At 48.3% G+C, this 22,574-nt stretch carries 19 protein-coding genes; 13 read left to right on the top strand and 6 right to left on the bottom strand.

Annotated features, from left to right (window positions below):
* Nucleotides 1–40: 40 nt before the first annotated feature.
* The 4 genes from CWE06_RS05110 to CWE06_RS05095 form a co-directional block, all read right to left on the bottom strand.
* A complete protein-coding gene (locus CWE06_RS05110; protein ID WP_126791836.1) occupies nt 41–1,252 on the bottom strand; it encodes an EAL and HDOD domain-containing protein in 1,212 nt (403 codons plus the stop codon).
* A 135-nt stretch (nt 1,253–1,387) separates the two neighbouring features.
* The gene (locus CWE06_RS05105) at nt 1,388–2,011 is read right to left on the bottom strand and encodes a glutathione peroxidase (protein WP_126791834.1); all 624 of its coding nucleotides are present in this window, start codon (nt 2,009–2,011) and stop codon (nt 1,388–1,390) included.
* A 116-nt stretch (nt 2,012–2,127) separates the two neighbouring features.
* Complete coding sequence (locus CWE06_RS05100) at nt 2,128–5,184, bottom strand: efflux RND transporter permease subunit (protein ID WP_126791832.1); 3,057 nt, start codon at nt 5,182–5,184, stop codon at nt 2,128–2,130.
* Between the two features lie 12 nt (nt 5,185–5,196).
* On the bottom strand, nt 5,197–6,315 hold the full coding sequence (locus CWE06_RS05095; RefSeq protein ID WP_126791830.1) for an efflux RND transporter periplasmic adaptor subunit: 1,119 nt from the start codon (nt 6,313–6,315) through the stop codon (nt 5,197–5,199).
* A 178-nt stretch (nt 6,316–6,493) separates the two neighbouring features.
* Here CWE06_RS05095 and CWE06_RS05090 point away from each other — a divergent pair, with 178 nt between their 5' ends.
* From CWE06_RS05090 to CWE06_RS05050, 9 genes are all read left to right on the top strand, one after another.
* Nucleotides 6,494–6,865 (top strand): YchJ family protein, encoded by a 372-nt coding sequence (locus tag CWE06_RS05090; RefSeq protein ID WP_126791828.1) that lies wholly within the window; start codon nt 6,494–6,496, stop codon nt 6,863–6,865.
* Nucleotides 6,866–6,908: 43 nt separating this feature from the next.
* Nucleotides 6,909–7,409 carry a TspO/MBR family protein gene (locus CWE06_RS05085; protein ID WP_126791826.1) on the top strand — a complete coding sequence of 167 codons (501 nt, stop codon included), beginning with the start codon at nt 6,909–6,911 and terminating at the stop codon, nt 7,407–7,409.
* Nucleotides 7,410–7,412: 3 nt separating this feature from the next.
* Nucleotides 7,413–8,498, top strand: coding sequence for a threonine aldolase family protein (locus CWE06_RS05080; RefSeq protein WP_126791824.1), 1,086 nt, complete (start codon nt 7,413–7,415; stop codon nt 8,496–8,498).
* A gap of 45 nt (nt 8,499–8,543) precedes the next feature.
* Nucleotides 8,544–9,197: a cupin domain-containing protein gene (locus tag CWE06_RS05075; protein ID WP_126791822.1), complete on the top strand. Its 654-nt coding sequence runs from the start codon at nt 8,544–8,546 to the stop codon at nt 9,195–9,197.
* A gap of 100 nt (nt 9,198–9,297) precedes the next feature.
* Nucleotides 9,298–10,689, top strand: coding sequence for an ATP-dependent RNA helicase DbpA (gene dbpA / locus CWE06_RS05070; RefSeq protein ID WP_126791820.1), 1,392 nt, complete (start codon nt 9,298–9,300; stop codon nt 10,687–10,689).
* Between the two features lie 94 nt (nt 10,690–10,783).
* A complete protein-coding gene (locus tag CWE06_RS05065; protein ID WP_126791818.1) occupies nt 10,784–12,373 on the top strand; it encodes an ABC-F family ATPase in 1,590 nt (529 codons plus the stop codon).
* A gap of 109 nt (nt 12,374–12,482) precedes the next feature.
* Nucleotides 12,483–13,640 (top strand): efflux RND transporter periplasmic adaptor subunit, encoded by a 1,158-nt coding sequence (locus CWE06_RS05060; RefSeq protein WP_126791817.1) that lies wholly within the window; start codon nt 12,483–12,485, stop codon nt 13,638–13,640.
* Nucleotides 13,637–14,848: an ABC transporter permease gene (locus CWE06_RS05055; protein WP_198679045.1), complete on the top strand. Its 1,212-nt coding sequence runs from the start codon at nt 13,637–13,639 to the stop codon at nt 14,846–14,848. The genes CWE06_RS05060 and CWE06_RS05055 overlap by 4 nt, the downstream gene beginning before the upstream one ends.
* On the top strand, nt 14,841–15,530 hold the full coding sequence (locus CWE06_RS05050; RefSeq protein WP_126791815.1) for an ABC transporter ATP-binding protein: 690 nt from the start codon (nt 14,841–14,843) through the stop codon (nt 15,528–15,530). Before CWE06_RS05055 ends, CWE06_RS05050 begins: the two co-directional genes overlap by 8 nt.
* A 47-nt stretch (nt 15,531–15,577) precedes the next feature.
* Here CWE06_RS05050 and CWE06_RS05045 read toward each other — a convergent pair whose 3' ends face one another.
* Entirely contained in the window at nt 15,578–17,620 is a 2,043-nt protein-coding gene (locus tag CWE06_RS05045) for an alkaline phosphatase family protein (protein WP_126791813.1), read from the bottom strand.
* 168 nt (nt 17,621–17,788) lie between these two features.
* Here CWE06_RS05045 and CWE06_RS05040 point away from each other — a divergent pair, with 168 nt between their 5' ends.
* Nucleotides 17,789–18,988, top strand: coding sequence for a DEAD/DEAH box helicase (locus tag CWE06_RS05040; protein ID WP_241972484.1), 1,200 nt, complete (start codon nt 17,789–17,791; stop codon nt 18,986–18,988).
* A gap of 98 nt (nt 18,989–19,086) precedes the next feature.
* Here CWE06_RS05040 and CWE06_RS05035 read toward each other — a convergent pair whose 3' ends face one another.
* Nucleotides 19,087–19,815, bottom strand: a complete 729-nt coding sequence (locus CWE06_RS05035; RefSeq protein WP_126791811.1) for a DnaJ C-terminal domain-containing protein — start codon at nt 19,813–19,815, stop codon at nt 19,087–19,089.
* Nucleotides 19,816–20,065: 250 nt separating this feature from the next.
* Here CWE06_RS05035 and CWE06_RS05030 point away from each other — a divergent pair, with 250 nt between their 5' ends.
* The 3 genes from CWE06_RS05030 (at nt 20,066) to CWE06_RS05020 (ending at nt 22,418) form a co-directional block, all read left to right on the top strand.
* Nucleotides 20,066–20,683, top strand: coding sequence for a hypothetical protein (locus CWE06_RS05030; RefSeq protein ID WP_126791809.1), 618 nt, complete (start codon nt 20,066–20,068; stop codon nt 20,681–20,683).
* 155 nt (nt 20,684–20,838) lie between these two features.
* Entirely contained in the window at nt 20,839–21,105 is a 267-nt protein-coding gene (locus CWE06_RS05025; protein WP_157981138.1) for a helix-turn-helix domain-containing protein, read from the top strand.
* A complete protein-coding gene (locus CWE06_RS05020) occupies nt 21,105–22,418 on the top strand; it encodes a type II toxin-antitoxin system HipA family toxin (RefSeq protein WP_126791805.1) in 1,314 nt (437 codons plus the stop codon). Before CWE06_RS05025 ends, CWE06_RS05020 begins: the two co-directional genes overlap by 1 nt.
* The last annotated feature ends 156 nt before the right edge of the window (nt 22,419–22,574 follow it).

Raw genomic sequence — 22,574 nt, 5'->3', positions numbered from 1 at the left:
GTCTGAAATGAATGGACAGCAAATAACCTTTTTGTCTGGCTTATTCTAAATTCCTTGGCTTGATCAGGCGCATAAGTGCTTGCACTTGTTGTGTCGAATTCTGATAGCTCTTGGTATAAGACAGATTAAACTCATGCGGCTTTTTCATCAGGGTTTTGAATTCAAAGTCTTCGATTTGACGGAGTAAGCTGCCTAATTCCCCTTGATATTCGAGCACAGCGCTTTTTATTTCAGGCGCGACTTGCAGTTCGGGTATGAAGACTTCTTTATTGACGCCCAAGAGCAAGTCGCATCCAGACAGTAAACCGGTGAGAAAGGCGCGGTTTGCATTTGCCTTATCTAGATGAGCGTGGGCCAAGTCTGAACAGATAAAGGCGCGTTCTAAAATAAATCGAGCATGTGCGGAATCACTAGCTTCTAAGCAGGAAATCAATAGCACCCATTTGCGCAAGGGCTCGATCCCAATGAGCAAGATAATCTCTTTCACGGACTCAATTTTCTTTGCGCTACCGTAGTAGGGGCTATTGGCAATTCGCAGTAACTTCGTCACCAGTGCGGCGTCGCTCTTCAGTGCGGCAGTGAGGGCTTCGATATCAGGCTCTGGACGAAATAAATGGTCGATAATATTGGCAAACTCAATTGCACCTCGAGGCACTTTATGACCGCGAATCATTTGCGGTTTGGCAAGGAAATACCCTTGAAAAAGATGAAACCCTAAATTTTTGTAGGACTGATATTCAAATTGGTCTTCAACACGTTCAGCAAGCCAAAGCAAATTCGGCAATTGCAACTGACGGAACTGCCGACTGACTTCCGCTAATGTGACTTTTTCAATATCGACTTTTACGATTGAGGCTAACTTTAAAAGTGGCAGCCATTCTGGTTGAAAATCAAAGTCGTCCAGCGCGAATCGAAAACCCTTGTCAACCCAGGCTTGAACGGCCTCAATGAAGGCTTGGTCGGGAATAATGCGCTCGACTAGTTCAATAATGACAAATTGCGGATCAATGGGCAGAAATGCTTTGGAAAGTAGAAAGTCAGCAGTGACATTGATACAGACAGGATGCTGAAAATGCTCGACGTGCTCGGCAATCCCAGTACATAGATTATAGATGAGTTCGCTTGTCGCAACTTCTTCGCCGATGTCTAATGCAGAGAGACCGGAATCATGACGATAAAGGAGTTCATAGGCGAAAATTTGATTTTCGCGAGTATAAATTGGCTGTGCTGCGAAGAGCTTTTGTCGTTCCATGCGTGCCTCGAGAATCCATGTGCTAAGGCCCGCCTTGAATGAATTGGTTGAGTGACCTTGCAGTCGTCTACTTTATAGACAACCGGTAAAGCCTGCAAGCGGAAACGACTTGCAGGCATGACACCCTTTGAAAATCTAGCGTGCAGCTAATGCCGCTTCGATCACTTCAGTAATTTCTGTGGAACTTGGATTTACGCGGCTGCCAAAACTAGAAATTGTTTGGCCGTCGGCAGAAATAATGTACTTGTGAAAGTTCCAGCGCGGCGCTTGGCCGGTAGCCGAGTGCAAGGCTGCAAAAACTGAATTAGCGTCGTCACCACGAACGGCTGTGGTTGCCATCATTGGAAAGGACACTCCAAAGTTGCGGAAACAGACTTCAGCGGTTGCCTCTTCGTCTTCGTATTCTTGGCGGAAGCTGTCAGACGGGAAGCCGAATATAACTAAGCCTTGGTCTTGGTAGGTTTGATACAGGTTCTCTAAATCAGCAAACTGCCCTGTAAAGCCACATTGGCTGGCCGTATTTACGACCATGACGACTTTACCTTTGCTTAATTCGCACAAGTTGTGTTGGTCCGCTGAGTGCAACGCTCGCATCGACTGGTCTAACGGCGCTAGGCAGCCGTTCGGACTGCTCTGAAATAATGAGCCATCGGTATCGTCTGCGGCCATTGTGATATGTGGTGAAGCTATAAGTGCAAGGTACAGGACCACTGCGGCACAGATGCGCATGATGACCTCAATTTGACTAATTTTGTTCATTTCCAAAACCTCAGGGGTAACGACACTATCCTTATAATAGACCGATATCGGCTAATAAGATCATTACTTCACTGAAACTTTAAATATAAAGTCTATCTTCTCCAGAAAAAGTAATTCTAGGTGTCGATGCCTGCGGCCGCCCGATCTTTTGCTAAGTATAAATACATGGCTGGTAGCACATATAAAGTAAATAACGTGCCGATTGTCATGCCACTCGCAATAATCAAACCCATCGCAAATCGTGATGCGCCGCCCGGTCCACTCGCAATTAACAGCGGTACAGTTGCAAGCACAGTTGCGGCGGTTGTCATGAGTATTGGGCGCAGGCGAATAGCCGATGCCTCTTCGATTGCTTCGCGCTTACTACGTCCTTCTTCCTGCAGTTTATTGGCAAACTCAACAATAAGAATTCCATGTTTCGCAATTAAGCCGATTAAGGTTACTAGTCCGACTTGCGTATAAATATTTAAGGACGCAAACCCTAAACTAACAAAGATCAGTGCACCGCAAATACTCATGGGGACTGTGACGAGCACAATGATTGAGTCGCGGAAACTTTCAAATTGTGCGGCAAGTACCAGAAAAATAATCACTAATGCAAAAAAGAAGGTGACTAGTAGTTGCTGACCTTCGCTTTTGAATTGTCGTGATTGGCCTGCATAATCAATGACGACCCCAGCAGGAATTCGCTGAACGGCAATATTGTCGAGTATGGATAACGCTTCGCCCAGCGACACGCCTGGTCGAGGCACACCACTAATTGTCACGGCATTTAATTGTTGAAAACGATTCAATTGTTGCGGTTGAACCGACTCTTGCAAGTCCACGAGTGCCGACATAGGCACCAACTCGCCGTCGCGGTTGCGTGTATAGAAATGAGTTAATTGGTCTGGGGTGAGCCGTTCACTTCGTTGAACTTGAGGAATGACCCGATACGATCGATTTTCCAGGGCGAAACGACCAACAAAGGGGCCCGCTAACATCGCTGCTAGATCGGCAGAAATTTGGCTCATTTCGACACCCATGAGCGCCGCTTTAGCGCGGTCGACTTGCACCGTCTGCCGTGGTCGATCAATTCGCAAGTTATTGTCCAGCATGATAAAGCGACCAGACTCCATGGCTTCAGCCATGATTTCATTGGCAATTTCTTGAAGGTTCTCGAGCGGTTGGGTCGAACTGATAACAAATTCGACTGGCAGTCCACCCCCTGGGCTTGGCAGCGATGGTGGTATTAAGGCAAATACTCGCAGCCCAGGTATACCTTCAATAAATGGTTGAATATTTTCTTCTAAAACTTGTTGAGTCGAGCGTTCCCGCTGAGACCACGGGACGAGACCTAAACCTGTTCCAACACTCCCAGGACCAAGCATGCCATTGATAACAAAAGCCATGTCAATTTCGTCGACATCGCGTTCTAATTTGGCAAACTGAGCACTGTTGCGCTCGATATAGTCGAGAGTTGCGTAACTGTCTGCCTGACTAATTGCGAAAACGAAGCCGAGGTCCTCTTGAGGTTCTAGTTCTGAGTTACTCGTGATAAACAAAAAGTAACAGGACACTAAAATTATACCGCCGAATACAGCGAGTACAGCTTTGGTATTTAATGCGCTATGCAGTTTGCGTTGATAACCTTCTTTGAGCCTATTAAAGCGTTCATCTAACCACTTCTCGAAGCGAGGTCGCTTGCCTTCATCACGCGAACGAAGCATACGCGAGCACATCATTGGGCTTAATGTTAAGGCAACGACTCCGGACAGTATGACAGTGCTTGCTAAAGTGAACGCGAACTCGACGAATAAGGTACCGGTTAATCCACCAATAAATCCGATGGGCACAAATACAGCGACCAGTGTTGTCGACATGACAATGACTGGGCCTGTGAGCTGGCGTGCGCCGAGCAAAGAGGCTTCCATGCGCGACATGCCATTTTCGATGTGCCGCTGAATGTTTTCGAGCATAATAATGGCATCGTCGACGACAATGCCGATGGCTAAAACCATAGCGAGCAGCGTGAGCAGGTTTATCGAAAAGCCGAGTGCCAACATAGCCATGAAAGTACCAATCAATGATAGTGGTACTGCAACGGCGGGGATGATGACTGAGCGCAGCGACCCGAGAAATGCATAAATCACCGCGAGAACAATGACTAACGCAAGTAAAATAGTGACGAGCACTTCGTCTATCGCGTTCTCGATGTACTCGGTTGAGTCATAGGAAATACTTGCTTCGAGCCCTTGCGGCAGTTGCGGAATGATATCGCGATCCCAAACTCGGCGCACTTCAGCTATCACGTCAAGCGCATTTGCATCTGGGGCGATTTCAACGCCAATGAAGGTTGCTTGTTCGCCATTATAAATCGCGGACGCTTCGTAATTCTCCGAGCCTAGCTCGACCTCAGCAATGTCACTAATACGCACGACCGAGCCGTTGTCTGCACGAACAATTAAGTCGCGAAATTCTTCCAGGCTGCGCAAGTCGGTATCCGCAACTAAGTCGATAGCAACCATACTACCCTTGGTTCGGCCTAGTGTGGAAAGGACGTTGTTGGCTTGTAGTGATCGAATGACATCAGAGCCAGTAATATCTCGCGCTGCCATCCGTTGGGAGTCCAGCCAGATGCGCATCGCAAACGTTTGGGCACCTAGTATCTCTGCACGTTGAACACCAGCAATGGTGGATAACTGCGGTTCGATGACACGAACGAGATAGTCAGTAATTTGGTTGGAGTCGAGGATGTCACTGTAGAATGACAAATACATAGCGGCAACATCTTGACCTACCGATAACTGCACGACAGGGTCGAGAGCATCCTCTGGAAGATCGGAGCGCATTTTGTTTACTTCGGCAGCGATTTGCGTGAGCGCGTCATTGGGGTCGTAATCAAGACGCAAAAAAGCTTGAATCGTGCTCATACCCGCACTGGAACTTGAAACGATATAGTCGATGCCCTCTGCTGCGGCTATTTCACGTTCAAGAGGGGTGGTAATAAAGCCTTGGATCAAGTCTGCATCCGCACCGATGTACTGAGTCGTCACGGTCACTGCAGCATTGCGGATTTCAGGAAACTGACGGACGTTCAAATCGAGCGCCGCACGAATACCAATGAGCAGAATTAGTAGGCTAATAACGGTTGCTAAAACCGGCTTGCGGATAAAAATATCAGTAAACTTCATGACCAACCTCGCTTAACGATTTGCCGGTTGCGGATTGGTACTGGCAGACGGCTGTAAGTCGGGGTCATCGCTAATTTTTACGACCGAGCCATTGCGCAGTTTCAGTAGACCTGATGAGGCGACGCGGTCACCAAGCTCAAGCCCTTCCAAAATTTCGACCATGTCGCCGCGGCTCTGTCCAGTGCGTACGAGACGTTGCTGCACAACTAATTCGTCGTCCTCTTCAACAAGAATAAAAACAATATTCCCAAACGGATTAAATTGAATAGCTGTACGTGGAATCATGAGCACTTCGCGAGACTCTTCACTGTCAATTCGAACACGCGCGAACATGCCCGCTCGTAGCTGATGCTCAGGATTCTCAAATTGCGCTTGGACTTGGATGGTTCTTGTGGATTCACGAACGGATGGTTCAATGGCGCGGATTTCGCCTTTAAATTCTTGACCAGAAAAAGCGTCCACCTCTGCTGAGATCGACTGACCGCGCTCGACTTCACTGAGAAAACGCTCTGGTAATGTGAAGTTCAAATAGATTGGGTCGAAAGACTGAATGCTAACGAGCTCAGTACCTGGAGTGACATACTGGCCAAGATTGACTTGTCGCAAACCAACGACACCGGTGAATGGTGCCCTAATTGTTTTGCGCTCTAACATGGCGTCTTGCATAGCGAGCGCAGCTCGGGCTTGCGCTACTTGGCTTTGTTGGCGACGGAGCTCAGACTCCGATACTTCTTGTCGTGCAAAGAGTGGCTCAAGGCGAGCGGCTTCTGTTTCTGCGATACTCAGCGCAGCCGCAAGGCGCTCGCGCTCTGCTTGTTCAACACGGGAGTCCAACACAAATAGCGCTTGTCCTTGTTCGACCACATCACCATTTTCGAAACGAATTGCAATCACCTCGCCATCAATTTGCGCTGGAATAGTTGTGCCATTGACAGGCCGGAAGTTGCCGATTGCTGGGATTGAGTCAAACCAGTCGTCAAGTTGAACGTCGCTTGCGGTAATCGTCGCTGGAGGCGTTGGCATATTATCAAAGAAGTCATTCATGAAATAATTGCCAACCGCTTTGTAACCAAAAATCAAACCAAACAGGATGGAGGTTGCAATCAACATGAGGATCATACGCTTTAACATAAGTACTTCCAGTTCAATTCGAGACGATGAGTTTGTGTACGTGTATTCTAACGAAAAAGAACATTAAAAATCAGATAAATTGGGTGCGCCGCCGTCTATTCAAAATCGACTAGGAGTGAAGTAAATAAGTAGTGCTAGACGATCTTTGAGATATTGTGCTTAATTGGAACAAAGCCAAATGCAATCTAAACCTTGCCCATGTGGGCTGTCACAAAACTATTCAGCTTGTTGCGGACGACTGCATAACGGTGCGCAAGCGACGACACCAGAGCAACTGATGCGATCGCGTTTTAGTGCTTTTGCACTAGGGTTAACTGACTATCTATTGGCAACGTGGCACCCGCGCACACGCCCTTCACTCGACCTTAACGATAATCCACAATGGGTGAAGCTTGAAGTGATCGACTCTTGGCAGCGCGACGATAATGGTTTTGTCCATTTCCGGGCATATTATCGTATTGGTGGTGAACTCGGCATTTTGGAAGAAAAGTCGGACTTTGTGCTCGAAAACGACCAATGGTTTTATCTGCAGGGTGATTATGGCGCATAGGCCAGGGCTTTAAACGAAAACAACCGCTAATAAGGAGTTTTCCATGACCGTTAATAAAACCACTTCACAACAAGTTTTAGGCTTGTTTGCATGGCTAGCTTTACTGTTTGTTGTTGCTGCGGTTGGAAGCTTAGGCTCACTAAACGCACCAAACTTTTATGCCGAGCTTGCGGTGCCTAGTTGGGCGCCTCCGGGTTGGTTGTTCGGTCCCGTGTGGATAACCCTGTACACCATGATGGCGATTGCAAGTTGGTTAGTATGGCGTGAATATGGGTTTTCTACTGTTAGTAAACGTGCACATCAAGCTAACTTTACACAGCTGGCGCTGAATATGCTGTGGAGTTGGTTGTTCTTTGCGTGGTATTTGGGCGCAGTCAGTTTTATTGAGATCATATTTTTATGGCTCGCCATAATTGTCACAATTGTGCAGTTTTGGCGTTTGAACCGGATTGCTGCGCTGCTTTTAGTGCCATATTTGGCGTGGGTTAGTTTTGCCGCGGTGTTAAACTTTACGATTTGGCAATTAAATCCAGGCATTTTGTAACTCATGAAAACACCCTTTCAAGCCTCTATTTTACGTCACCCACAGAAAAGTATGGCGGAATTGCTCAGTCAGCTTGCTCAGCGAGCCGAGGGTGCAACCGCTGATGTGTATGGTAGCGGTGATTTAATCGCGGAATTCGAGCAAAAAATAGCGCGTATGCTCGGTAAACCTGCCGCGCTATTTCTTGCCAGTGGCACACTGGCTCAGCCTTTAGCTTTAAGAATTTATAGCGAACGCAGCCAACGTTTAGCTGTCGCATTGCACCCAACTTCGCACTTAATGCTGCATGAACAAGACAGCATGCAAAAGTTATGGGGCTTGCAAGCAGTGTTAACTGGACACGTTGAGCGACCGATTCAACTCGATGACCTGCAAGCACTCGACTCAGAACAATTAGCGGCAGTGCTTTTAGAGCTGCCAATGCGGGAAATCGGTGGTCAACTCCCGGAGTGGAATGAGCTTGTGACGCAGTCAGAGTGGGCACGCCAACATAACATTGCCGTACACTTCGATGGCGCTCGATTGTGGCAATGTCCGGCGTATTATCACAAATCACTGACTGAGATTGCTGCGTTGGCCGATTCTGTTTATGTCAGTTTGTATAAAGACTTGGGCGGGATAGCGGGTGCTATCTTGGCCGGCGAAGAAGATTTTATTGCCGAGGCTCGGATTTGGAATCGCCGCGCAGGGGGTAATTTAATTTCGTTTTATCCTTACATACTCGCTGCTGAACAAGGTCTCGAGGAGAACTTGGCGTCAATCAGTGATGCGGTGACTTATGCCCAGCGATTAGGCCCACTGTTGGCAACCGTTCCAGGGGTTGCAGTGAACCCACAACAGCCTCAAGGTGCGATGTTTCATCTTCATATAGCGCACAGCCACGCAGCAGTGATTGCCGCAACCAAGCGTTATTTACACAACCACGGCATTTTAGTGTTGTCCAAACCGCGTAACGCAAACCCCGATTACTCGGTTTGTGAAATTAGTGTTGGTCGCAGCGCCATGGCGCACTCGCCTGAGTATTGGCGCGAGCACTTAATGGCCTGTTTAGCGGACATTGATCAAAACGAGTTCGATACCAGTATCTAGTGTTCAATATTTTTGTCGTAATTGAGAATGAGCAAAGGTGGTGTCATGTTAAATATGGATTTCGCCAAGAAAGTTGTTGTACGCAATGCCGAGGAACAGTGGCAAGCCAGTCCAGCTGTCGGTGTTGAGCGCAAACTTTTAGAGCGCGAAGAAGCCGAGCGGGGACGGGCGACTAGCATTGTCCGCTACGCAGCTGGTGCCGCATTTAACACTCACGAACATCCACTTGGCGAAGAAATATTCGTACTCGAAGGGGTGTTTTCTGATGAGAATGGTGACTATCCTGCGGGCACCTATATCCGCAACCCACCAGGCTCTCACCATGCACCGTTCAGTCGCGAGGGCTGTACATTATTTGTGAAATTGCATCAATTTGCTCACCAAGACTTAGAAACGGTTCGCATTAACACCAATCAAACTCCGTGGTTACCGGGGCAAGGCGGCTTGCAAGTGATGCCGCTCCATAGTTTCGAAACCGAACACTGTGCACTGGTGAAATGGCCCGCCGGGGAAGTGTTTAAGCCACATCGACACTTCGGTGGCGAGGAAATACTGGTGTTGAGTGGCGAGTTTATTGACGAGCATGGTCGCTATCCAGCTGGAACATGGCTACGCAGTCCACACCTAAGCCAGCACACGCCCTATGTTGAGCAAGAAACTATTATCTATGTGAAAACGGGTCACTTGCCGGTTGGCTAATGACTTATGTGCTGAGCGTACAGTTTTTCAGCGTGATGAGCCGCAATCAGGTATAATGCCTTTTTAGTTTCGGGCCACGGGCCTGTTTGGACAAAGGCTCATGCACGCTGCAGACACATCAGTACAATTTTCGTCACTCCCTCTTTCAAAGCAACAGCTCGCAACACTCGAGACGCTTGAATATTCGCAAATGACGCCGGTTCAGGCGCAAAGTCTGCCATTAATCTTGGCGGGTGAGGATGTGATTGCGCAGGCACAAACTGGCTCGGGTAAAACCGCCGCGTTTGCGCTTGGGCTGTTAGCTAGCGTGGATGTAGCTGCCTATTGCATTCAGGGCGTCGTTCTGTGTCCGACTCGTGAGTTGGCTGAACAAGTTGCTGAAGAAATCCGCCGCTTAGCCCGTAACCTAGCCAATCTAAAAGTGCTTACCTTGTGCGGTGGCGTTCCTGCGCGAGCGCAAATACAGTCTCTGCAGCATGGTGCGCACATTATCGTCGGAACTCCCGGTCGTGTGCTTGATCATCTTGGGCAGCAACGCCTTGATTTCACGCAGTTGCGTACCTTGGTGTTAGATGAAGCAGATCGCATGCTTGATATGGGCTTCCAAGAAGAGCTGGATAAAATCGTCGGCGCCATGCCAAGTAAGCGTCAAACGCTCTTATTTAGCGCCACGTTCCCAGTGCAAATTGAGTCACTGGCTAAGAAATTAATGCGCATGCCGAAAAAGGTTGTTGTGTCCGAAGAGCGAGTTGACGACGTCATTGAGCAGGTTTTTTATCAAATTAATCCTTCGCAACGTGAAGATGCGGTGCTTCAGTTGTTGCTTGAGCAACGGCCGAACAACGCGATTCTCTTTTGCAACACGAAGCGCGAAACTCACGACCTGTATACGTTATTGAAGAACCATCAATTTAGTGTGATGGCGTTACACGGCGATCTCGAACAAAGAGAGCGCGAGCAAACCTTGATGCTGTTTAATAATCAAAGTGTTCGTATTCTTGTTGCAACTGACGTTGCAGCGCGTGGTTTGGATATTAAAGCGCTAGACATGGTGGTGAACGTTAATTTAGCTCACGATGCAGAGACACATATTCACCGTATTGGACGTACTGGCCGGGCGGGTGAAAAAGGTTTAGCGATAACTCTCGTCACTGAAGCTGACGCCTATAAGTTTAATTTATTAAAAGACGCGCTAAAGCAACACGTTGCACTCACGCCTTTACCTGCCGCTCAAGCCAACCCAGAAAGCCCTGAGCCTGCATTGATGTCGACAGTTCAAATTTTGGCGGGGAAAAAGGACAAACTGCGACCGGGTGACATCGTTGGTGCGTTAACTCGCGATGACCGTATCGATTTTGCCAGTGTCGGTAAAATCAGTGTCCAAAGCCAAGTGAGTTATGTCGCTGTGCGTCGTAATAAAGCAAAGCAAGCGTTGGCAATTTTAGGTCAAGACAAACTGAAAGGTCGCCGCTTTCGAGCGCGAATCGTCTAAAACCGCCAGAAAGTAAAATCATTGGCGTTATTCTTTGTAATTTGGCGGTAAAACACGTAGATTACGCGCCTATTTTTTGTTCGGGTATTAAATCGTGATTTCTGCTGCAAATATCACCATGCAATTTGGTGCTAAACCTCTTTTTGAAAATATCTCTGTTAAGTTTGGTGAAGGTAATCGCTACGGCTTAATTGGCGCTAATGGCTGCGGTAAGTCGACTTTTATGCGCATTTTAAGCGGTGAGCAAGAGCCATCGACGGGTAATGTGTCGATTGAACCGAATATGCGCGTGGGTAAACTGCGGCAAGACCAATTTGCTTATGAACAATTTAGCGTGGTCGATACGGTGATTATGGGTCATGAAGAATTGTGGCAAGTAAAGGCCGAGCGCGATCGCATTTATGCAATGGCAGAAATGAGTGAAGAAGACGGCATGCGGGTGGCGGAATTAGAAGTCGCATTTGCCGAAATGGACGGTTATACCGCCGAGTCACGCGCCGGAGAATTACTGATCGGTGTTGGTATTCCACTCGAGCAACACTATGGCTTAATGAGTGAAATAGCACCGGGCTTAAAGCTCCGTGTTTTATTGGCGCAGGTGCTGTTTTCTGAGCCGGACATCATGTTACTCGATGAACCGACCAACAACCTCGATATCAATACCATTCGATGGTTAGAAGACGTTTTAAACCAACGTCAATCGACCATGATTATTATTTCCCATGATCGTCATTTCTTGAACTCGGTGTGCACGCATATGGCCGATATTGATTATGGTGAATTGCGTGTCTACCCAGGTAACTACGAGCAATATATGTTTGCCGCCACTCAGGCTCGCGAACAACTCTTGAATGAAAATGCTAAGAAGAAAGAAAAGATTGCTGAGCTGCAGCAGTTTGTCAGCCGTTTCTCAGCAAACGCTTCGAAAGCAAAACAAGCGACATCGCGCGCCAAGCAAATTGATAAAATCCAGCTAGCTGAAGTGAAAGCGTCAAGCCGAGTTAGTCCATATATTCGCTTCGAACAAGAGAAGAAGTTATATCGCCTCGCGTTAGAGCTTGAAGACGTGTCGAAGTCATTCGATGAATTGCAGGTATTGAAGAATATCAGTGCCATGATCGAAGTGGGTGAAAAGGTCGCGATTCTCGGTGCGAACGGTATTGGTAAAACAACTCTGCTGAAATGTTTAATGGGTCAATACCAAGCCGACAGTGGTCTGATTAAATGGTCGGAGAATGTGAATATTGGCTATTACGCCCAGGATCATTCGGACTGGTTTAAAGAGAAAATCACTGTCTTTGATTGGATGAGCCAGTGGAAGCAACCGCATCACGACGAGCAAGCCATTCGTGGCGTATTGGGGCGGATGTTATTCTCCCAAGATGATATTAAGAAGCCAGTGACGATCTTGTCTGGTGGTGAAAAAGGCCGCATGATTTTTGGTAAATTAATGATGCAGCGCCCGAATATATTGATTATGGATGAACCTACGAACCACCTCGACATGGAATCGATTGAAGCGCTGAACCTCGCGCTTGAGCATTATGACGGCACTTTATTGTTCGTCAGCCATGACCGTGAATTTGTTTCCTCGATCGCATCACGGATTATTGAACTAACAGCCTCTGGCATGCGCAACTTCTCTGGAACTTACGAGGATTACTTGCGCGAGCAAGGGGCTTAAGTAACTGCACAAGCCGCGACATTTCGTTCGTAGTGCGTGCCTAGCCGCGCGAGAGATCCTGTGACTATAATGCATAGCGTCTGTTGCGAGGGAAATGTAGGTGCGCGCCATGTCGAAAACTAAAGTAATATTGCTTGGAAGCTTCTTGATCGTTGTGGGCTATTTCACTTTCCAAAAATGGCAAGGTCCTGTCGTGCAAGTCCATCTCATGCAGTCAGCTCCACTGGTACAAACCGTGGTCGCTTCAGGCCGAGTAATGAATCAAGCGCGTTTGCACGTTGGCACGGAAGTGGCGGGTATGATCGTCACTCGCCATGTCACTGAGGGTGATCGAGTTGAGGCGGGCGATGTATTGTTCGAGTTGCGCGCCGAAACCATCGACGCACAACTCCGTCAAGTGCAAACCGCACTCAATGAATTAAGTTCTAAGCAGCGGCCGCAAGCTGAGGTCGAGCTTGAGCGTGCGACTATTGAATTGACACAATCCGAGCGCGAGAGCAAGCGTCGCCTTGAATTGTGGCAAGCTAATTTGCTTGCCGAAGAAGCCTATGAACAAGCCCAACGCCTCGAGCGTTTAGCACGAATCAACCACACTAATGCACAGTTACAATTGGCTGCCTTGGCCGTTGGTGGCACCGAAGAACAGCGTTTACAAGCTGAGCTGGCGCAGTTACAAGCGCAACGAGACAAGACCATCATTCGTGCTCCAAGCGCAGGTGTCATATTAACTCGCTTTGTTGAGACCGGAGATATCGCTCAGCCCGGCCAAACGCTGCTAACTGTCGCACTTGATGGCGTACTGGAAGTGCGCGCCCAACTCGATGAGCGCAATCTGGGGCAACTCGCCCTACAGCAATCAGCAGTGATTATTGCTGACGCTTATCCTGAGAAACCCTTCCCTGCATCTCTGACCTTCATCGCACCTGCAGTTGACCCCGAGCGGGGAACAATCGAAGTGCGTCTGCAAGTTTCTGATGAAAGCGACTTTCTGCGGCAAGACCTGACCGTGTCGGTTAGTATTGAGACGGCACGGCGCTCAGCAACTCTGGTTATTCCAAACGAAGCATTGCAACACAATACCGGTGCTAGAGCCCAAGTGCTGGTCGTACGGGATAGACAGACTGAGTGGCAAACAGTTGAATTAGGACTACGTGGTTTAACCCAGACCGAAATTCTCAGGGGGCTCGAGCCGGGCGATCAGGTCATCATGACCGCGCTGAATGAACTTGAGGCAGGGCAACGGATTCGAGTGCAGAGTTCGCGATGAACAAACTCTGGACCGAATGGGTGATTGCCATTGCCTTTCTTCGCGAAGGGCGAATGCAGACCTTCATGATTACTATAGGTGTCGCTGTCGGCGTTGCTGTCATCGTTTTTGTCAGTGCTCTCATTCAAGGTCTGCAAGCAAATGTCATTGAACGAACCCTAGGTACCCAAGCGCACATACGCCTCTTACAGCCAGATGAAGTGAATCGGCTTGTACCGGTCCCAGAGGGTGTCGTGCAATTTGTGAATGAAGACAAGCGAGCGCAGCGATTACGAAGTATTAATAACTGGCAACAAATTGTTGCTGCCCTCGACGAACGTACTGAATTAACCGCTGTGTCACCCATTGTTTCAGGTCCGGCTCTCGTATTGCGTGGTGAGGCGATTTCATCAGTTGCTTTAGTTGGAATTACTTTGGAACGCTATCAGCAAATTGTCCCACTGCAAGACTACATGGTCAGCGGGCGGTTAAGCATCGGTGCTGATGAGGTACTGATAGGCTCCCAGTTGGCCCAGGATTTAGGTGTTCGTGTTGGCAGCAAAATAAGGCTCGACACGGGCCAGCAAGAAAGTCGCGTGGTGAATATTGCTGGTATTTTCGAGCTTGGCGTACGTGAATTAGACGCCCGTTACGTCTATTTAGACTTGCGCCAAGCGCAGTCTATGCTTGGGCTGATTGGCGGCGTAACCGTTATTGATCTGCGTGTTGCTGACATTTTTACCGCCGAAAGTATCGCCCAAAGTATAGGTCGCTTGACGCAGCTACGTTCCGAAAGCTGGATAATGACGAATTCACAATTGATGAATGCTTTGAGTGCACAGAGCTTGTCGACCAATATGATCATTGTTTTTGTCGGCATCTCGGTGGCGTTTGGTATTGCGAGCGTCTTATCGGTAAGTGTTGTGCAACGCACCCGTGAGATTGGCATATTGCGTGCGACGGGTGCCAGCCAACAGCAAATTTTGCGTGTCTTTTTGTTGCAGGGCGCTTTATTTGGACTTTTTGGGTCGATTTTTGGTGTTGCAGCCAGTTATGCGTTGGTGTGGGTGTTTAATACCTTTGGCCCCGGGTTGTTTTATATTCCCGTCGCGCAGTCGCTAATTGTTGCAGCCGTCAGCTTGGCAACGATAACCGGCGTGATTGCGGCGGCGATACCTGCGCGCAGAGCAGCGCAACTCGACCCTGTGGAGGCTATTCGTTATGTCTAACGAAATCATGCGTCTCAAGGCACTGAAAAAATCATATAACATTGGCATGCCGAACGAAGTTGAAGTTCTCCACGGCATTAACCTAACGTTGTCGGTCGACGACTTTACGGCCCTTGTTGGCCCCTCGGGTTCAGGCAAAAGTACCCTGTTAAATATCATGGGCTTGCTCGATCAGCCAACCTCAGGTGAGCTATACCTCCATGGCCAGGCGACAAGTGCAATGGATGATCTCGAGCGTACCCAGTTACGTGGGCGTGCCTTGGGATTTGTTTTCCAGTTCCACCATTTAATTCAGGCATTCTCTGCTTTAGACAACGTCCTGATGCCATTGATGCTGCACCAGGGTAAACCCGACAACGAAGCTCGTGACCGAGCGCGAGCATTACTAGCCGCGGTGGGTTTGGAGAAGTTAAGCGATCGTCGGCCGAATCAGTTATCAGGCGGCCAGCAACAACGGGTGGCCATTGCTCGTGCGCTTGCAACTAATCCGGCGTTATTGTTGGCTGATGAACCGACCGGTAATCTTGACTCAAAATCGGCAGAAGAGGTTTTTGCCTTGTTTCGGAAAATCCAAAGTGAGCATGACTGTGCAGTGCTCTTAGTCACTCACGATCCGCGTTTATCGGCGCAGTGTGATCGCACAATCAATTTAGTGGATGGTCGCATAGTCGATGCGCTGTAGCAGCGCATCGCTATGACCATGAGCCAAGTTTACAGCTATTGGTTAGTTTATTCCGACTGTCCACGCAGCGCCGGATAGAGCGACTGACCGACCGCATGTTTCGGCGCAGGAATACCTAAATAATCAGCCACCGTTGGTGCCATGTCGATAAGGCGGGAGCCAGGGATGCGGCGAGCAGGGAAGTGCTGGCCGTATGCACAGGTAACCGTGTACATGTCTGGGCTCGTGGATGCATGCGAGTGGCCAGCCGAAATCCGCCCATTGGCATTTACTGATGATTCGCCGCGAACATTGCGACTAGGACTGTAGCCGCGAACGGTTTCCCAATAGACATCACCACCGGCAGCACCACCAATGCCGAGCTCCGGGTGCTCGCTAGCGATATACACGCGTTCGACAACCCGCTCACCATTTTCGTCAGTTAAACCTTCGAGAGCGGCGACAATCTTCGCTATCACTTCGTCTTTATCGGCGTCTTCGACAATGCCGCCACGATACTCAGTACTGTTCACGCTAATCCAATAGGCATTTGGTGAAACAGCAACCGAACGTGACAGATCCACCATGCCGTTTTCATCGAGGAATTGTAAGCCCGCTTCTTGCATTAACACGTTCGGTAAAAACTCGCGCCAACTTGGACGCATGCCATGGTCACCACCAACAAATAGCGCACTGTCTTCGCCGCGTGTGAGTGTCATTAAATGACCGAGGCGAATATCGACTAATTGCCACGTTCGCGTCCGAAGATCGCGAGCACGGGCAGCTATTTCAGGATTGTAAGCGGGTGAATCACTCGCTAAATAACCGGAAATAGTGTGATCAATAGAGTCTGCGAGAGGGAAGTAGTCGACCAAGAGGTCAACACCAAGCTCATTCCAAAAGAACGCAGAACCTTTGTTGAACAGCTTCGTTGCCAACTCAGCCGTTTCTAAGTAACGCGCTTCTGCCGTGCCGTCGCCATTTTGAAAGAGTGGCGTTCCAAGGCCGCCACGGCTATATAGGCGCGTTGACGAGTTCCCAAACCAACCGCGTACTTCATTGTTGTAGCGCTCGCGCATTGCGAGATTATTAATATCCATGACATGCATGGCTGGGTGGTACAGGACAAAGTCGCTTCCGTCTGCGGCTGCCTCAAAAAGGCGTAATCGCAAAAAGGTATCACCTTGCTCGGCGGACACTTTCAGTGGCTCAGAAAAATGGCGGGCTAATGCTCGGCCCTGAGGAGCGGTGTCTTCAACGGGATGGGCGAACGCAATAATGGCACCGTCGGCGTTCGGTGTTGTGTTCACTGCAACGCGGTCGTAGTCAGATTCACCGTAGAAAACCCCGTAAAATTGACCAGCGCGATTTTGCCAACGGAAATAACGTGGCTCAACTTGTGCCGCTGCGATATCAACATCGAGCGCGGCAATGTTCTGCCATTCGGCGTCGTCCGCAAGCCATTCAACATCGGCAGCAGACAGGGCAGCGTCGCCATTGACCTGAATGTTGTAGCCATTCATGACGGTGATATTGTCGAGCTGGTAGGCCTGAGCAATGCGTTCTTGGTCAGCAAGCGCTTGGGCACTTTGGGCACCAACACGAGCGGGAAAACCGGGAATACGAGGTGCTTGTGTGACGTGATGACCGCCCACCGAGCGACCATTAAGGGCTGCGGTAATCCAAATCGGTTCAGCGGAAGAATTGTCGGCGTCATAGCCAGAAACTAGCGACATAACGGTATTTTGGTCGCGAGGTAAACGATGCGAGGTGTTACCGGTAATCTGACTGATGTCACCGTAAGTTCCGGTCCATAATGCGGCATGACCAGCGGCAGTCACAGAAGGAAAGGCCGGCTGAGCGAACTCGGTACATGCGCCAAAATCGAATAGCTGATAAAAATTCGGGACTTGTTCTGCGGTCAGTGTGTCGCGCAAAATAGCTTCATTTAGGGAGTCGATACTGATTAACAGCGCGCGACGCTCATGATGAGCTACTTCGTTGCTCGCAGTGGTTGGCTCAGAAGGCGTACAGCCTGCAGTAACTGCTAACGCCAGCGTGGCAACGGCTAAGTGTTTCGAATTCATTGAAAAAGAAGAAAATTGCAACATAAAAGCTTCGTTATCCGTTCAAAATAATTCGTTAAGATTATCAGAATCGTGTGACATTCGCATTAAAACGCACGTTTGTCTTTATGCTAAACAGCTAAATACAATGCGGTATAGGGCGGTCTGAGGTAGAATAGGCGTTCTTTCCCTTATTGAGATGCCAATTTATACATGACTTTTGCTGAACTCGGACTTTGCCCAGAAATTCTTACTGCCCTGACCCGCCAAGGTTATATCGAACCTACACCCATTCAAGCCCAAGCCATTCCTGCAGTACTTGCAGGCAATGATGTAATGGCTGCCGCGCAAACAGGGACAGGAAAAACAGCTGGTTTTACGTTACCGATTTTAGAAATGTTGAAAGATGGCGAGCGAGCGAAAGCCAACACAGCACGGGTTCTTATCTTAACCCCAACGCGTGAGCTCGCTGCCCAAGTCGGCGAGAGCGTTGCCACTTATGGTGCCGATTTACCGCTCAATTATGCAGTGGTTTTTGGTGGCGTGAAAATCAACCCGCAAATGATGAAGCTGCGCAAAGGCGTTGATATCCTCGTGGCCACACCTGGGCGATTGTTGGACTTATACCAGCAAAATGCCATTCGCTTCCCGAACCTTGAGATGTTAGTGCTCGACGAAGCAGACCGCATGCTCGACATGGGTTTTATTCACGACATTAAGAAAATTATTAAGTTTCTGCCAGCCAAGCGACAAACTTTAATGTTCTCGGCAACGTTTTCGAATGACATTCGAACCTTGGCAAAAAGTTTAGTAAATAGCCCAGTCGAAATTTCCGTGGCACCACCGAATACAACTGCGGAACGAATTGAACAGATTATGTATGCTGCGCAGAAAAGTGAAAAACCGCGCATGCTCATGCAGTTACTGCGCAATTTGAATCTCCCACAGGTCATCGTCTTTTCGCGCACCAAACACGGCGCAAACCGGTTGGTAAAACAGCTTGATAAAGACGGCTTTTTAGCCGCAGCCATTCATGGCAACAAAAGCCAAGGCGCGCGCACGAAAGCATTGTCTGATTTCAAAGCGGGTAATGTACAGGTGTTGGTGGCTACTGATATCGCCGCACGCGGACTCGATATTGAAAAACTACCGTATGTGATTAACTATGACTTGCCGCAAGTTGCCGAAGACTATGTACATCGGATTGGCCGCACCGGCCGCGCAGGGCAAGTTGGCCATGCAATCTCATTAGTCACCGACGAAGAATTTAAAGCGCTCAAAGCCATTGAAAAACTAATTGGGCAGGCCATTGAGCGCCGTCAACTCGACGGATTCGCGAAAGTTGAGCTAAATGGTAAAACACCAGCCCCGGTAAAAGCGCAACGGCCACCGCGGCGCAAGCCACGGGCTTAGTTTCTCGTAATCTCCTGAGTAGAACCACAAATGCAGCGTTGGATTATTCAGGAGAGGCTTTTTTGTTGCGCTATGTTTGTTGAACAGCGTCAAAACAATCACCAGGGCCAGCGGCTCACATGCAATTTAAAATAGGCATCACCAAACACGCGCTCATCAAAATCGCTTTGGTGCCCATGCCCTTTTACACGTAGAACCTTTCCAGTGCAGCTACCCGGCGGGATTTTCAAGCTCAGCTTGCCGCGCGGGGTGGTGACAAGCACACTCCCACCTGCACGCGCTATGCTGCGGCGTAACTTTATCGTTTGCTCAGTATCAAGGGCGAGGAAGTCTGAATCTGTTCGCGGAACGCGACCGAGGCTCATCCACATGCCCGCAAAACAAAACAAAGTTATGAGTAGTATTAACCCGAAACTGAACCAAGCATCACTGACTTTCTCTTCGTACTCAGCAGTCTTTTCGGCAATGGTCAGGTCAAGGTCGAGCGCATGAATGCGGCTATCGTTGCTCAGGAAATGGACAAGCTGGTCATCAAAGTCTTGCGGCAGCGAGTAAGTTGCAACGATGCCCGTGCGTGCGTGACCTTGTGTGTCACGGTAATCAAAATGTAACTCATAGCGGATTTGGCCGTCAGACACTTCACGCCAGAAATATTCCGAATTGAACGTGATTGGCTTAACGACAGAATTAGTCTTAAGTTGTTGATACTTTTCAATTTGGGTATGAGCAAGTTCTCGCTCAGAACTAATCTGATGCCAAGAATTCAGTGTTGCTGCAACCAGAAATAGAGAAAGAACCGCCCTCCAGATACCACCTAGAATCGACATCGAACCCTCGTAACTTTTCGGTTAATGACTATTGCCCGCCATCACACTGGGCCGATTTCTTGTGAAACACCTCTCGGAAGAGATTCAGGTGACACAAGCTAAGGAATCATAGACGCTGTGCTTCTGATAATCCACACTGAGTGCATGAATCCTTTGGAGTTTGAATAATGCCAACATTGGTGTAGTTTAACTAACAGACAAGTCTGGCTTCGATGATCGTGGCGGACGAAACACAAGGAAGCTTGATAAAGTGAAGAACCCGTTACCGCCTTTTTTGACATTCGTTGTAATCGCTTATCTGCTATTTCTAGCTTCGAATTTGCTGTTTAAATTTGCGGATAGTTCGCGATTTTGGCTGCAACAACGTTTCGCACCGGTGACTTTGGAAAGTCACACGATTTTTCAAACTGTGCTAGGGAAAAACTACATAATTGCCCCGTATATAGACCTATATTATTACTCGAGTCCATACTTCTACACACCATTCGACGCAGTTTATGTTTGGCGACAAATGACGGAATCAACTAGGTATCAAGCATGCGCGAGTCGCTCACAAATATGCACACCTGGGGTTGCTTTCTCTCCGACTAATCGCTTCTTCGATGGAATTTTCGAATATTATGCTGAAAAACTGCGGGATGATAAGGGCATTGAAAAAGCCTTCTACTGTATCGGTGACGTTCTTACCATTGGCAATCAGGAGTTCGGTGAAATTGAGCTCACCAACGGTACGGTTATTATGTATGAATTTCTAACCCCGAAAGGAAGGTACATATTAAAAGGTGTTACCGAAGCGCAGCTAGAGCAGTGGAAAGGGCCTTGTGCACAGCAGAGTGATCAAAAATATTCTAACGGTGCAGTATATTAGAACGAACTCTAGCGTCATCTCACCAATGTAAGTTTTCAATGAATGCCAGTCAGTATCAGTGATAAACTTGATTTATACTGCTTTATGTATAATATTGATTTATACACTTATGCGTATATTTAATATTTATGCAGAATTCGGTATACGAGGCTGATATGAAAATTAACACGTCAAAAGATCTAGGCGCCATCATTAAAGACACCAGAAAGTCCAAAAGCTGGACTCAGGCCGATTTGGCTTTACGTATCGGCGTATATCAAAGAGATATTTCTAACTATGAAACGAAGCCTGAGAAGGTCTCAGTCGATATGCTTATCAAACTATGTGCGGCTCTTGATTTAGAATTTAGTATCGGTAATCGGCTTAAGAATGAAGTAGCCACTCTGAACACGCCACTCGCGAAAAAATCGTTGGGGTTCTAATGGGCCGAAAATCACATACGCGAACACTCTATTGCTCCATGAACGGATTTCCCGTGGGTAAGTTGTACTTGAAGAAAGGGCGCATGAGCTTTAAGTACGCTCCAGAATGGTTAGAAGTGGAGGGGTCTCGTGCTATCTCCCTCAGCTTACCTATGCAACGTGCGGAAATAGTGGACGATGCTGTTCATGCTTATTTTGATAATTTGCTGCCGGATTCAGCCGCTATCCGAGAGCAAATTAAAGACCGCTTGGGTGCAGAAAGCGCCAAACCTTTCGATTTGTTGGCTAGCGTCGGAAAGGACTGTGTCGGTGCACTTACATTTACAGACGAGCCTGCGACAGGTGAAATGCCATCACTGTCACTCACGCCATTGTCTGAACACGAAGTGGCACAAATGATTAGAGAAACTCGCCTTGAAAAAATTCTGGGTATGCACTCAGATTCCGACTTCAGAATTTCTCTTGCTGGAGCTCAGGAAAAAACCGCACTCACGCAGTGGAATGGGAAGTGGTGTCGACCACACGGCTCGACGCCAACGACACATATATTCAAGCCACCCATTCTTCATCACGAAAGCCTAGGAATAGATTTACCCTCGAGTGTAGACAACGAATGGTTCTGCCAGAGGTTTATGAAAAACTTGGGGATGAATGTCGCCGTCTGCAACATTGAGCAATTTGAAGACCAGAAGGTACTGGTGGTGGAGCGCTTTGATCGCAAAATCGAAGAAGACGCTATTATCCGACTTCCTCAGGAGGATATTTGTCAGGCATTAGGGAAAGTGAGTGGCTCAAAATATGAAGAGAAGGGTGGGTCGAGCTCTCAGCAAGTTATGGATTTGCTATCCGGTTCAAGCAACGCGTATGAAGATAGGCTCGAATTTTTGCGGGTGCAAATCGTATTTTGGTTGCTTGCCGCGATTGATGGGCATGGCAAGAACTTCAGTATTGCACTCAATCAGAATGGGTATCGACTTACGCCCTTCTATGATGTGTTGAGCGCTTACCCCTATTTCGGGCAAGGGAACATCCAGCCAAAGAAAATAAAGATGGCAATGAAAGTTCATAGCAAGAATACCCACTACAAATGGAGCGAAATTCTACCAAGACACTGGCCAGAGCATGGCAAAAAACAGGGGATAGATGAGGAACTAACACTAACTATCATGACTGCTTTAGACGAAAAGATAGAGTTAGCGTTAAATAAGACTCTCAGGGAAGCGAATGAGTTTTTTGATCAGGAGGTCGGGGAAATAATCGCCGAGCGGACACTTACTTGTCTGGGTAAAGTTACGCGATTTTTGCACGGATGATGACTTCCAAGGATTAGATCGGGCCTCAGCCGTTTTGGCGCGCCCGAGAGGATTGATTCGCGCCATCCATGGCGCTCACCCTGCGGGCGCACTCGCGTTGCTCGCACGTCCAAAACGGCTTCCTGCCGTTTTGTCGAACCTGAAGAGGTTCTCACC

Origin of the sequence: Aliidiomarina haloalkalitolerans (assembly GCF_003987315.1) — a bacterium.
Classification (GTDB): Bacteria; Pseudomonadota; Gammaproteobacteria; order Enterobacterales; family Alteromonadaceae; genus Aliidiomarina; species Aliidiomarina haloalkalitolerans.
This window is presented reverse-complemented; position numbering and strand designations above follow the sequence as displayed.

Bases quoted from the DNA above. Each gene is read 5' to 3' on its own strand.
- CWE06_RS05110 (WP_126791836.1), bottom strand. From the start codon at position 1,252: ATGGAACGACAAAAGCTCTTCGCAGCACAGCCAATTTATACTCGCGAA.
- CWE06_RS05105 (WP_126791834.1), bottom strand. From the start codon at position 2,011: ATGAACAAAATTAGTCAAATTGAGGTCATCATGCGCATCTGTGCCGCA.
- CWE06_RS05100 (WP_126791832.1), bottom strand. From the start codon at position 5,184: ATGAAGTTTACTGATATTTTTATCCGCAAGCCGGTTTTAGCAACCGTT.
- CWE06_RS05095 (WP_126791830.1), bottom strand. From the start codon at position 6,315: ATGTTAAAGCGTATGATCCTCATGTTGATTGCAACCTCCATCCTGTTT.
- CWE06_RS05090 (WP_126791828.1), top strand. From the start codon at position 6,494: ATGCAATCTAAACCTTGCCCATGTGGGCTGTCACAAAACTATTCAGCT.
- CWE06_RS05085 (WP_126791826.1), top strand. From the start codon at position 6,909: ATGACCGTTAATAAAACCACTTCACAACAAGTTTTAGGCTTGTTTGCA.
- CWE06_RS05080 (WP_126791824.1), top strand. From the start codon at position 7,413: ATGAAAACACCCTTTCAAGCCTCTATTTTACGTCACCCACAGAAAAGT.
- CWE06_RS05075 (WP_126791822.1), top strand. From the start codon at position 8,544: ATGTTAAATATGGATTTCGCCAAGAAAGTTGTTGTACGCAATGCCGAG.
- dbpA (WP_126791820.1), top strand. From the start codon at position 9,298: ATGCACGCTGCAGACACATCAGTACAATTTTCGTCACTCCCTCTTTCA.
- CWE06_RS05060 (WP_126791817.1), top strand. From the start codon at position 12,483: ATGTCGAAAACTAAAGTAATATTGCTTGGAAGCTTCTTGATCGTTGTG.
- CWE06_RS05055 (WP_198679045.1), top strand. From the start codon at position 13,637: ATGAACAAACTCTGGACCGAATGGGTGATTGCCATTGCCTTTCTTCGC.
- CWE06_RS05050 (WP_126791815.1), top strand. From the start codon at position 14,841: ATGTCTAACGAAATCATGCGTCTCAAGGCACTGAAAAAATCATATAAC.
- CWE06_RS05045 (WP_126791813.1), bottom strand. From the start codon at position 17,620: ATGTTGCAATTTTCTTCTTTTTCAATGAATTCGAAACACTTAGCCGTT.
- CWE06_RS05040 (WP_241972484.1), top strand. From the start codon at position 17,789: ATGACTTTTGCTGAACTCGGACTTTGCCCAGAAATTCTTACTGCCCTG.
- CWE06_RS05035 (WP_126791811.1), bottom strand. From the start codon at position 19,815: ATGTCGATTCTAGGTGGTATCTGGAGGGCGGTTCTTTCTCTATTTCTG.
- CWE06_RS05025 (WP_157981138.1), top strand. From the start codon at position 20,839: ATGAAAATTAACACGTCAAAAGATCTAGGCGCCATCATTAAAGACACC.
- CWE06_RS05020 (WP_126791805.1), top strand. From the start codon at position 21,105: ATGGGCCGAAAATCACATACGCGAACACTCTATTGCTCCATGAACGGA.